General features: G+C 70.4%; 10 protein-coding genes. 2 read left to right on the top strand and 8 right to left on the bottom strand.

What is annotated here, in order from left to right; all coding sequences use genetic code 11:
* From AC1DBQ_RS17420 to AC1DBQ_RS17395, 6 genes are all read right to left on the bottom strand, one after another.
* Window positions 1–1,109, bottom strand: a 1,109-nt coding sequence (locus AC1DBQ_RS17420; protein ID WP_476929711.1) for an MFS transporter, incomplete at its 3' end; no start/stop codon positions are given.
* Between the two features lie 183 nt (window positions 1,110–1,292).
* A complete protein-coding gene (locus tag AC1DBQ_RS17415; RefSeq protein WP_476929710.1) occupies window positions 1,293–4,361 on the bottom strand; it encodes an AAA family ATPase in 3,069 nt (1,022 codons plus the stop codon).
* Window positions 4,358–5,578, bottom strand: coding sequence for an exonuclease SbcCD subunit D (locus AC1DBQ_RS17410; protein ID WP_476929709.1), 1,221 nt, complete (start codon window positions 5,576–5,578; stop codon window positions 4,358–4,360). The genes AC1DBQ_RS17415 and AC1DBQ_RS17410 overlap by 4 nt, the downstream gene beginning before the upstream one ends.
* Before the next feature lie 62 nt (window positions 5,579–5,640).
* Window positions 5,641–6,642: an MIP/aquaporin family protein gene (locus tag AC1DBQ_RS17405; RefSeq protein WP_476929708.1), complete on the bottom strand. Its 1,002-nt coding sequence runs from the start codon at window positions 6,640–6,642 to the stop codon at window positions 5,641–5,643.
* 161 nt (window positions 6,643–6,803) lie between these two features.
* Window positions 6,804–7,145, bottom strand: a complete 342-nt coding sequence (locus AC1DBQ_RS17400; RefSeq protein ID WP_476929707.1) for a DUF202 domain-containing protein — start codon at window positions 7,143–7,145, stop codon at window positions 6,804–6,806.
* Window positions 7,142–7,498, bottom strand: coding sequence for a YidH family protein (locus AC1DBQ_RS17395; RefSeq protein WP_476929706.1), 357 nt, complete (start codon window positions 7,496–7,498; stop codon window positions 7,142–7,144). The genes AC1DBQ_RS17400 and AC1DBQ_RS17395 overlap by 4 nt, the downstream gene beginning before the upstream one ends.
* Before the next feature lie 155 nt (window positions 7,499–7,653).
* Here AC1DBQ_RS17395 and AC1DBQ_RS17390 point away from each other — a divergent pair, with 155 nt between their 5' ends.
* Window positions 7,654–8,829, top strand: a complete 1,176-nt coding sequence (locus AC1DBQ_RS17390) for an ADP-ribosylglycohydrolase family protein (RefSeq protein ID WP_476929705.1) — start codon at window positions 7,654–7,656, stop codon at window positions 8,827–8,829.
* Between the two features lie 405 nt (window positions 8,830–9,234).
* Here the strand turns inward: AC1DBQ_RS17390 and AC1DBQ_RS17385 are convergent, their stop codons facing one another.
* On the bottom strand, window positions 9,235–9,774 hold the full coding sequence (locus AC1DBQ_RS17385) for a DUF4395 domain-containing protein (RefSeq protein ID WP_476929704.1): 540 nt from the start codon (window positions 9,772–9,774) through the stop codon (window positions 9,235–9,237).
* A 128-nt stretch (window positions 9,775–9,902) separates the two neighbouring features.
* On the bottom strand, window positions 9,903–10,931 hold the full coding sequence (locus tag AC1DBQ_RS17380) for a 3'-5' exonuclease (protein WP_476929703.1): 1,029 nt from the start codon (window positions 10,929–10,931) through the stop codon (window positions 9,903–9,905).
* A 115-nt stretch (window positions 10,932–11,046) separates the two neighbouring features.
* Between AC1DBQ_RS17380 and AC1DBQ_RS17375 the strand changes: the two genes are divergently transcribed.
* On the top strand, window positions 11,047–11,814 hold the full coding sequence (locus tag AC1DBQ_RS17375; protein ID WP_476929702.1) for a VTT domain-containing protein: 768 nt from the start codon (window positions 11,047–11,049) through the stop codon (window positions 11,812–11,814).
* Window positions 11,815–11,853: the final 39 nt, after the last annotated feature.

The raw sequence follows: 11,853 nt of genomic DNA, 5'->3' as shown, positions 1-11,853 counted from the left end.
ACCATGAGCGGACCGACGGGCAGGCCMAGGACCAGCAGCACGAGGACCATGGGCAGCGCCGTCGCGGGCAGCAGCAACAGCGGAGCAAGGCCGGCCATGAGTGCCGCGCAGGCGATCCAGCGGGCGTTGACCGTGAAGCGACGGGGCCAGTACGCGACCGTGAGGGCGGCCGCGGCAGAGCTGAGTCCCATGGCGGCGTAGAGCAGGCCCGCGAGCTCGGACGTGGCGAAGCTGGCGGAGAAGGAGCTCAGCGCTGTCTGGGTGGAGCCGAAGAACGTGCCCATGCACACCATCGCGAGCACGGGAAGGGCGACGGCGGCCAGGGTCGGGAGCCGCCGTGCCGGCGTCGGGGCGTCCTGTGCCCGCTCCCCTGCCGACCCGGGGACGGAACYGGCAGCCGGCCGTCGCGGGGTGCGGATCACGGCATGGTGCGTGGGGTGGACGGCGAAGGCGGGCACGAGGACAACGGTCAGTGCCGCAGCGAGGGCCAGCGGCAGCCACGGCGCGAGCAGGCTGGCGAGGACACCGACCAGTGCGGGACCTAGCACGAACATGAGTTCGTCCGCGGTGCTCTCATAGGACAGTGCGGTGTCCAGGTCCGCGGAGGTTGCGCCGGCCGCGCGGCCGGCTCCGGACGTCCGGGATGTCAGGGCCATCCAGCGGACCCGGGCGAGCGGGCCGACCTGCGGGCAACTGGCCCCGGCCACGAAGGCCGCGGCGAGCGCTGGGGCGCCAGCGGCAAGGTCCTGCACGCCGGAAATCAGGTACGCCGCGAGGATCAGGGCGACAATGGCCGCGGTATTGGCGATGGCGGACACCAGCAGGACTCCGCGCTGGCCGAGCCGGTCCGCGAGGACGCCCAGGACGGGAGCACCCAGCGCGGAACCGATGCCGACCGCACCGGCTGCGGCGCCCCCCACGGCATAGGATCCGGTGACGKCGGTGACAAGGGTGAGGGTGCCGACGGTGAGCATGGCCAGCGGCAGTCGCGCGAAGAGCCCCAGCGGGATGAAACTGCGCCCGGCCAGCAGCGGCAGGCGGGCGAAGCGGCCGCCCTTGCCGGGCGCCGGGGCGGGCAGCGCCGGGGTCTGAGCTGCCGGTGCGTGCATGGTGTYGGCAGGGGCGGTTTKGCCGGCCGAGGGGGTCGCGTCAAGAGCAGACGCCAATGAAGACGGTGAAGGGGACATGGTTTCCGGGTTCGTTCAATGGTGCGCATCGTCCCTCCTCCCGATGCGCGCGACCCGGTAACGAGTCCATGGTAGCTGACCCGGCKCCGCGACGGCAGGTCCCGGTCAGGCCCGGGCGTCGTCGCTGATGTGCAAGGTGGAACCGTTGCGTCCCTTGACCACCTGGAGCTGGGTGCCAATGCGCTGTTTCATTTCCGCCACATGGCTCACGAGCCCCACTACCCTGCCGCCGTCMCGGAGGCCTTCGAGGGCGTCCATGACCTGTTCCAGCGCCTGGTCGTCGAGGCTGCCGAACCCTTCGTCCACGAAGAGGGTTTCGATGTCCACGCCGCCGGACTCGTGCTGCACGACGTCGGCCAGCCCCAGGGCCAGGGCCAGCGAAGCCATGAAGGACTCGCCGCCGGAGAGGGTGGCGGTGTCCCGGCGCTGGCCGGTCCACTCGTCGACCACTTCCAGGCCGAGGCCKGACTTGGCGCCGCGCGCGGCCTTGGCATCGGTGTGCTGCAGGGTGTAGCGGCCGTCGCTCATGCCGATGAGTCGTTCCGAGGCGGCGACGGCCACCTGCTCCAGCCGGGCGGCGAGGACGTAGCTGTTCAGGCTCATGCGGTAGGTGTTGTCGCCTCCGCCTCTGGCCGCCTCCGCCACGGCGCCAAGCAGCGCGGCACGTTCCCGCGGCGCCCGGCCGGCCGCGGCAAGTTCTGCATACTCGCCGGCGATGCGCCCGAGGGTCCGGACGGAGTTTTCTGCCAGGCCCGCCGCGAGCTCGGCGTCCCGGGACTGGCGTTCCGCCACGGCCGACGCCGCCTGGAGTTCTTCGAGGGCGGCCTCGCTGACCAGCTCCCCGGCGGCCCGCTCGGCGGCGGCCAGGACGAGCTCCTCTCCGGCGAACAGTTCCTKGATCCTCGCCGCCTCGTCCTGTCCCGCCCGGATGGCGGCTTCGAGTCCTGTCGCCTCCGGAGCCGGCAGAAGGGCGGCCCGTGCCGCGGCTTCGGTGCTGAAACCCGTGGTCGGGAGTGCCTGGTCCAGCTGGCGGCGAGCCTCCGCGGTGCGGGCGCCGGCCTGTTCCAGGGCCGACTGGGCGGCGTCTGCCCGCTCCAGGACCGCTGTTGTTCCGGTGAGGGCGGCGATCCGCTCCTCAAGGCTGGCGTGGCCGGCGCGCAACTTGTCCAGGGCATGCTCGAGAACTTCTGCCTGTTCGTCGACTTCGGCGATCGTGGACTGCGTTTGGGCGATGCCGGAGGCGGCCTCGGCCTTCGCCCGCACTGCCGAGGCGATTGCCGTCTCGAGTTCTGCCAGCCGGGCCCGGCCGGCGGCAAGGTCCGTGGCCGCGCGGGCGGCATCGTCGGCCCGTTCACGGGCAAGTGCTGCATCGGCACGGGCTTCCTCGGGAGGCGTGCTGCCGCCCTGGGCCGCCAGCACGGCGACGTCCTGCCGGGCCGCGGCGAGTTCGCGCCCGAGGGCGGCCAGCGCCGCTTCTGCGTCGTCGCTGCCTTGCTGTGCGGCCTTCTCGGCCTCCGCKACGGCCAGTGCAGAGGCCGCGGCCGGGGCCGGCTCCGGGTGCTCCGGGCTGCCGCAGACCGGGCACGGCACTCCGGCGAGGAGTTGGGCGGCGAGCTCGGCGGCGGCGTTGGTGAGCCGTTGTTCGCGGAGGTCGAGCCAGTGCTGCCTCAGATCCTGGTGGTCGTTCCGGGCCGCTGCGTGACGTTCCGCGATTGCCGAGGACGCGGCTTCCGCAGTGAGGTAGCGGCCGACAATCGCCACGAGTTCGTMCGCCGCCGTGGCCTCCTTGGCGCGGAGCTGGGCTTCGGCGGCGAGCTCCTCAAGGGGGACGATTCCGGTGAGCAGCGCCTCCGATTCAGTGCGCAAGGCGTCCAGGGCCGCGGCGCCGGTCCGCTGCTGTGTTTCCAGGGCCGTCAGTTGCAGGCGCAGCCGGCTGCCGCGGTCCGTGAGCCCCGTAAGCCGGGATTCGTCGGGCAGGCGTTCGGTGAGCACGGCGCGCAGTGACCGCAGCTGTCCGAGGACGTTCCGGACGGTTGCGCTGTCGAAGGCTTCGGGCTCGCGGCCGGTGTCCTCCCCGGCGTCGACGAGGTCCAGCCCGGCGAGCTCGGGGTCGGTGCCGGCCGCGGCCCGCAACTGCCGCGCGGCCTCCAGCAGGGCCGTTCCCGCCAGGTCCGCGGCGGCCCGGGCACTTTCGACGGCCCGTAGCTGGCCGCCGAGCACTTCGGCTTTCCGGTGCAGGCCCAGCGTGATGGCTTGTTCCGCCAGGGCGGGTGCGGCGKCGTCGGCATCATTCCGACGTCGTTCCGCGGCGGCAAGTTTGGCGTGGCGGCTAGCCCGCGCGGTGGCTGCTTCCAGCAGTGAGGCCTGGTCCGCGGCTTGTTGCCCGGCTGCTGCGGCCGCGGTCCGGCGCCCGGTCGCGGCGGCAGCCGCCGCGTCGTCCAGCCAGCCCAGGAGGGAATCGGGGGCGTCCCGGCCGGGGGCATCGGCCGGGTCGAGGTCGAGTGCCGCGGTTTCGGACTCGGCCTGGGCCAGCAGCAGGTCGAGCCTCGTGGTGAGGCTTGCCACCTCCGCCTTCGCGGTCTGCGCCTGCCGGGACAGTTCCTGCTCCACGGCCTCGAAGCGCTGGGTCCCGAAGAGGCTCTGCAGCAGCTCCAGCCGTTCGGATGCCTTGGACCGCAGGAAGGCCGCGAAGTCGCCCTGCGGCAGCATGACCACGCGTGTGAACTGTTCCCGGTTCATGCCCAGGACGTCGGCGATCTCGGCTMCGGCCTCGTCATTCCGGCCGGATTTCTCCACCCACACGCCGTCGACGCGTTCGCGCAGCAGCGTGTTGGCCTGCTGGACCGTAAACCCGTTTTTGCCCCGGGTGCTCGGCTTGTCCCAGGCGGGCGAGCGGGAAACTTCGAAGTGCCGGCCCTTGGCCGAGAACTCACAGGTGACGCGGGGCTCGGCGGCGGTTTCCGCGTGGTCGYTCCGCAGCCGCTTCCCGTCCTGCCGGGCACCGKGAACCGAGCCGTACAGGGCAAAGCAGATGGCGTCCAGGACGCTGGTTTTTCCGGCACCGGTGGCGCCGTTGAGCAGGAACAGCCCGTGCGCGCTGAGCCGGTCGAAATCKATCCGCTCCGTGCCGGCGAACGGGCCGAAGGCGGAAATCTCAAGGCGGTGGATCCTCACAGGGACACCCCTTCCAGGCGCACGGCTTCGAGGGCCTCGGAGAGAACCTTTGCTTCGGCGTCGGACGCGGGCCTGCCGCGGACGTGGTCGAGGAATCCGCAGCAGACGGAGAGGTCGTCGTCGGCCTCGGCCAGCCGGCTGCTGTAACTGGCCTTCGGCGCCGCGCCGGGGCCGTCGGGATCGAACCCGAGGACCAGGGTGTCGGGGAACCKTGCCCGCAGCCGGTCCATCGCCTGCGCGGGGCGCGCGGCGTCGGTCAGCGTGATCTGGCAATAGGCGCCCTCCGCCCACGCGAATTCCTCCGACGCCAGGAGGTCCTCGATCTTCCCGCGCAGCACGGCGAGGGCCCGGGGCGCGTCCCACAGCACTTCGCGCACCCCGCCGATTCCTTCGGCGTCGACCTCGACGAGCCAGCCGCCCTTCTTGTGCTTCGCTTCGGAGAAGGAGTAAGCCAGCGGCGAGCCGGAGTAGCGCACCGCCGTCGAGAGTTCCTGCCGGCCGTGCAGGTGGCCCAGGGCTGTGTAGCCAAAKCCGTCGAAGAGATCCAGCGGGACAGCGCCCACGCCGCCGATGCTCAGATCCCGTTCGCTGTCAGAGCTGATGCCTCCGCTGGCAAAGGTGTGTGCCAGGACCACCGAATGGACGGTCCGGGTCTCGCTCCGGCGGCTCACGTCTGCCCGGATCCGTTCGGTGGCGGCGCGTGTKACCTCAAAATGGCTTGCGGTCTCGACGCCCAGCTGTTCAGCTACAAGCCGGGGCTCAAGCCACGGGATTCCGTAAATCGCCAGCACCGGCCCTGTTTGGTCCGCTGTATCCCCACCTGTATCCCCACCGGCGGCGTCGGCCGCTGCGGCATCGCCGAGCGGAAGGAGCACGGGCTGGTCCAGTTCGTTCAGCCGCGTGCGCAGGTGCACTCCCCCGCGCTCAAGCAGCCGTGAGGCGAATCCCAGCCGGATGGCGGAGTCGTGGTTGCCGCTCGTGAGGACAACTTGGGCGCCGGCTCCGGTGAGGCGCACCAGGGCGTCATCGAGCAGGCCGACGACGTCGACACCCGGCAGCGCGCGGTCATAGACATCCCCGGCGATGAGGACGACATCCACTGCCTCGTCCCGGACGAAGGTCACAAGCTGATCGATGAAGTCGCGCTGGGCATCCAGCATGCCGACGCCGTGGAAGGACCGGCCCAGGTGCCAGTCGGAGGTGTGCAGTAACCGCATATTCCTACGGTATCGGCTGGGGCCGACACTCTTGCGCCACCACCCCGCACGGGTGACGGCGGTTACTCGCGGCCCGTGCGGTCGAAGAAGCTGCGGGCCTCGTCGTCCCCGGCGCGGGCGGCGCCGGCCGGCCGTGCGTCGGCCAGCTCTGCGTTGCCCATCTCAGCATTCGCCGGCTCTGCCTCATCAAGCTCTGCATTCCCGAGCTCCGGGACAGCCTTGCCGGCGGTGGCCTTACCGGCGGACTTGCCGCGCACGGGCCGCGCGGGACGGGCGTCCGGCCGGGGAGCTGCCGGGGCCGTCGACTGGGCAAAGCCGCGGAAAACAAGTCCGGCGATGGCCGCACCCACCACGGGCGCTACCCAGAACAGCCACAGCTGCCCCAACGCATCCGGACCGCTGAAAATGGCCGAGGCCGTGGCGCGGGCCGGGTTGAACGGAACATTGCCGATCGCCTGCCCAAACTGCAGGAGCATCGCCGTCGTCAGGCCGACCGCGAACGGGGCCGCCGCCTTGGCGGGGTTCCGGCCGGCCGTCGTGGCGAGGAAGACTGCCACGAGGAGGGCCGTGCCGAGCACCTCCACGAGCAGGACGCCGGCCATGGGGACCTGGATGATCGAATGCTCGCCGAAACCGGCCGTCACGGTGGCAAACGCGGCCTGGCTGTCGTCAATCTTCGGCACCGTACGCAGGACGCCGAACAGGGCGACGGCGCCGAGCACGGCACCCACGAGCTGGGCGCCGATGTACGCGGCGGCGTCGGCCAGCCTAATCCGGCCCGCGATGACGTTACCGAGGGTKACGGCGGGGTTGAAATGGCCGCCCGAGATGTAGCCGACGGCCAGCATCGCCGCCGTCAGGGCCACGCCGGCGGCAAGTGCGGCGGGCAGCGGGTTCGACTGCGGAATGGTGAACAGCGGCACGCCCAGACCTGCGACCACGACGATCAGGGTCCCGAACGCCTCGGCGGACAGCCGGGCCAGGAGTGCCGGCCGGGGCGCATCGTCGCTRGCGGCTGGCGGCTGGATGCCGACGGTGTCGTGGGCTGGCACAGGCAGGGTCATGGTCAGGACTTCCTTTGCTGGTGGCGGTGCGCCCCGGGGGCTGCAATTGCGCCGTCGCTGGCCCGCCGCCGGGTCATGGTCCGGGTACGGCATCGGCCCGCCCGGAGAATAGCTTCGCCAGCAGTCTGCCAGCGGAATCTGGATGTTCGCTGGGTTGCGGCTTAGTGCCCCAGCGCTACCGCGGCCACGGCGCTGGACGCGAGGGCCATGACGGCGGCGGCGGCCCAGCGCAGCAGCGTTGCTGTGGGCGCGGCAGTGGACCGCCGGAGTTCGTGTCCGCGGACCAGCACGCACGTGGCCAGGACCAGGGTGGCGGCCATGGCGACGAATGCGCAGACCCCCAGGTAATCAACACGCCCCGAAGGACCGCCCCGKGACGCCGCGAGCGCCCAGCTGCGCCAGATCAGCAGGTCCGCCACTATCAGGGCCAGCAGGGTCCGGCGCCAGGCCAGGGACGTCCGCTCGGGCTGCAGCCCGGGATCCCGGGCCTCTTCGGGGTTCACCGCGCCAGCAGGATCAGGGCGGCAAACACTAGGGCCGCGGCCGCGACGCCGATGGTCATCACCAGCATCAGCCCKGAGAATGGCAGCTCGCGGTTGTTCCGCATGGCCGCCTCCATGAGTCCCCACCGCTGGTAGGACAAGGCGGCCAGGCCGGCGCCCAGGAACGCGAGGATGACGCACAGCACGATCCGCACCGGTGCGGGCGCAATTTCCGGGGCCAGTTGGTCAATCGCCAAGGCCCCGGCAATCAGGGCCAGGGACGTGCGGATCCAGGCCAGGAACGTCCGCTCGTTGGCCAGGGAGAATCTGTAATCGGGCGTAGTTCCGGTCTTCCGCCACGTCGGTTCGCGCATTCGTATCCTCTGGTTGTCCTGTCTGGCCTGATTGTCGTGTCTGGCCTGGCGACGGCACCACCGGCGGTTGCTTCGCCCGACCGCTGGACGGGTCCTAACAGCACCCTACCGGCGTTCATTGGGTAGTGCGCGCGGCGCCGGGTAAATTTGAAGACATGAGCACCGAGCCCGGGACCACGCCCGCACCAGCCCCAGCACCCGGCCTGTCACATTCCGCGGCCCCTGCCCACGGCTCGCGCATTCACGGCTGCCTGCTGGGCGGCGCGCTCGGCGATTCGCTGGGCTACGCCGTCGAGTTCGACAGCATTTCCGCAATCCGCGCCCGGTTCGGCCCCGCGGGCCTGCAGGACTTTTCCGCTCTCGACGCCGCCAGCCCGTTTTCGGACGACACTCAAATGACGCTGTACACGGCGGACGGCCTCCTCGAGGCGCTCGAATGGGCGAACGACGGCGTGTCGGCGGACATCAACGCGTGCCTGTGGCTCGCGTACCTGCGCTGGCTGGGCACCCAAGGGGTCGCCGTGCCGGCGTCGGCMCCGGTCCAGCCGCCGCGCTGGATCGACGGCCAGGACGTTCTGAAGAACCGCCGGGCGCCCGGCAACGAGTGCCTGAKCGGACTCGCCACGGGCGAGATGGGGACCGTGCAGCGCCCGGTCAACCCCGAGTCGAAGGGCTGCGGCACCGTGATGCGTTCGGCGCCGTTCGGTCTGATCCCCCACCTCGAGCCCGGGACGGTCTACAAGCTCAGCTCCGACGCCGCGTCGCTGACCCACGGTCACCCCGCGGCACGGCAGAGCGCCGGAGTGTTCAGCCTGGTCATCCATGCCCTGGCCACAGGACGCGKACTGCGCGAAGCCGCGGAATCGGCCCTCGGGCAGCTGCGCGGCGGCGTCCTGCGCAAGGGCGAAGACCCGGACGCCGATGTGGTGTCCCGGCTGGAGGCGGCCCTGCAGCTGGCCGGGGACAGGCCGGGGTCCGGGGACAGACTCAGCCCCGAGGACCTGGTCCGCGAACTCGGCGAGGGCTGGGTGGCAGAGGAAGCCCTCGCCGTCGCGCTCTACGCCGTGCTGTCCACCGCCCCGGGAACCGGGACGGAAACAACGACGGCGGCCGGTGCCGCCGAGGAGCGCGCCGAGGCCCACTTCCGCGCGGCCATCGCCGTCGCGGTGAACCACAGCGGGGACAGCGACTCGACGGCGTCGATCGCGGGGAACATCCTRGGGGCGTACTACGGCGAGCAGTGCCTTCCGCCCGGCTGGCTGGCGGCCCTGGAGGCACCGGAGGTCATCCGGGGCATGGCGTCACGGCTGGCGGCCGTCACCGGCACGTAGCGTCGCCGCCAACCTGTGCGCTTGGCGTCAGGTCTTCGGTATTCGTGCAGCGCGGGACCGTCCATCTGCCGTCACCTGGGCTGGCTTCTCCGCGGGACATGCCCAGTTTTGCCTCGCCGCAACGGGCATGTCCATTCCGGGTTGCCGCATCCCTCCGGACATGCCCAGTCGTGCATCACTGCGAGCGGCATGTCCATCCGCCACTGCTGTGTTCCCAGGACATGCCCAGTCGCGTCCCACCGCGAGCGACATGTCCATCCCTGGCCGCAGCAGCTCGTGACATGCGCATTCGCGGTGGCGAGGACTGGACATATTGCCACTATGTCCAATCKTCAGAGCCTCACGAKAACATGTCCGAGGCAGACTCGTCGGATCATTGGCGCGCCGGATCGCTGGCGGCGGGATTTAGGCGCGCCGGAGCGAGATGTTGTTGCAGGCCTCGCAGACGTCCTCGGGGATGACCCCGCGGCGCTGCAGGAATCCGAAGATGGTGCAGCCGAGGCAGAACCCGGCGAATGCTTCCAGGGACGCGGCGGCGATCAGCACAGCCAGCAGGACCCATGCGGCCGGCGCGAGGCCGGCGGCCAGCAGCAGCGCGGCGGCCGTCGACACGGCGGCTCCGATGCCCTGCGCGAACCGCTTGGGCGGGCCGGCAACAAGCCGTGTGCGGCCGAGCCAGGGCGTGATGACCTTGACCGAKAGCCGCGCCAGCGGCGAGATCCGCGGACCGAACAGCACGCGCAGCCAGAACCCCGCCGCGATGATGGCGAGCCCCCAGCCGAAACCGGTCAGCAGGGTCGCGGCGGAGAGCACCACGACCAGTGCCGCGGTGATGCGGGCGGAGTACTCGTTCACCGGGTTCGGGAACGCGAACACCTTGCCCCAGTCAATTCCGCGCTTCGACGCCACTGATTTCGACCGAGCGTCGGGAGTCTGTGCATCCATCAGTTTGCTCATCCGCCAAGGCTACGAGCGTGCGCGCCACAGAAGGAATGATTGTTGCGCCATGTGACTGCCGGCAGGTTCATGCCGGCCCAGGCCGGCAGGGATATCCGGGCCCCGGGCTGTCCGGTTCAGGCGGTGGCGGCGGCCACGTGTCCGCCGACCATCTGGAGGAATTCCCCCTCGGACAGGACTTCGATCCGCTGCCCGCGTTCGTGCAGTTCCAGGACGCGACGGGCCTTTCCGGTGATCCGGCCGGAGCGCAGGTCCGCGGCCACGAAGCCGTCGCCCACCACCAGGACGGTGGTGCGGGCCGTGACCCGGCTTTCGGGCCGGGCGCCGAGCTCGGCGGAGCGGATTTTGGCTTCGGGCCGGGGAATCGCCAGCTCGCCGGTGAACACGACGGTCTGGCCGAACAACGGGTGGTCGGGGCTGGCGCCGGGATTGGGTTCCGGGTTGGGACCTTCCTCCGGCCAGCCGGCAACGAACCGGCGGCCCGACGGCGCCCCAACATTTCCCCCGGCGCTTCCCCCGGCGAGCGCCTCCAGTGCGGCCAGGGTGGCCTTGGACAAAGGGTCGTGCCGGGGGTCGAAGGCCGGCTGATGCGAGACCGCCATGCCCAGGGACAGGTAGAGTTCGGCAATGCTCGCCGCCCCGTTGCGGGCGGCGATGTCGATCAGGATGCCCGCACACGCGCGGGCGTCCTCGGCCGCATCATGGTGGTTGACCAGGGGCACGCCGGCTTMCTCGGCCGCGTAAGGCAGCGAATTGGAGACCAGCGAGTAGCAGCGCCGGGACAGCACCACCGTGCAGACGTAGTCGTAGGCGGGCCCGGGCAGTCCGGACACCTCCAGGCCCGAGCGGATCACGCCGAGATCGAACGCCGCGTTGTGGGCCGCCAGCACATCCCCGCCGATGAACGCCCCGATCTCCGGGAACAGCTCCCCGAAGCGCGGCAGGCCGGCCACCTGGTCCGGGCGGATGCCGTGGATCCGGACGTTGTGGTGGTCGAAGGTGTCGTGGTTTTCCGGCGGCCGCATAAGCCAGGAGGCCTCCTCAACAACGACGCCGTCGCGGACCTTGCTCAGGCCAACGGCGCACGGTGAACCGCGGAAGCCGTTCGCGGTCTCAAAGTCGATCGCCGTAAAGTCCAAACCCACGGCTCAACTTTACCGCCCGACGGCGGGACCTCCGCACGTGCGCGGTCGGCCCCCGCAGTGCTGCAGGGGCCGGCCGGTGGCCGTCAAGTACCCTTAACGGGTGAACCTTTTAGCTATGAGCGACTTTGCCGTGTCCGCCCTTGGCGGCGCCGGCCCGGTGCAGCCACATCTGGCCTCCTTCCTCCCCGACTGGCTGAACCCGCAGGTCTTCCTGGCGAATCCGGCCTTTGCACCGTGGGTGGTCCTGCTGGTCTGCGGCATCATCTTTGCCGAAACCGGGTTGCTGATCGGCTTCTTCCTGCCCGGCGACTCCATGCTGTTCACGGCCGGGCTGCTCGTGGCGACCGGCACCATCCAGGTGAACATCTGGGTCCTGACGGCGCTCATCATCGTCGCGGCGATCATCGGCAACCAGGTGGGCTACCTGATCGGGGCCACTGCGGGTCCCTCMCTGTTCAACAAGCCCAATTCCAAGCTGTTCAAGCGTGAAAACGTGGAAAACGCGCACGCCTTCTTCGAAAAGCACGGGGGCAAGGCCCTGATCCTGGCCCGCTTCGTCCCGATTATCCGCACGTTCGTCCCGGTGATCGTGGGCGTCGCGCAGATGAGCAAGCGCAAATTCTTCACCTACAACGTGATCGGCGCGGTGCTGTGGGGCGGCGGCGTCACCCTCCTCGGCTACCTGCTCGGAGACAAGGTGCCGTGGGTCAAGGACAACCTCGACATCATCTTCATCGCCATCGTGCTGGTCTCCGTGATCCCGATCGCCATCGAAGTCATCCGGGGCGCCATCGCCAGGCGGCAGGCCGAGAAGTACGGCACGGACGTCGTGGAGGAGTTCATCGAGGAGCACGAACCGKAAKAAGAGCGCAGGACCCCCTGACACACCTCACGTAAGAGGCGCCCCACAGTGTGGGGCGCC

This window comes from Arthrobacter sp. 10T413_2 (genome assembly GCF_056394205.1).
This window is presented reverse-complemented; position numbering and strand designations above follow the sequence as displayed.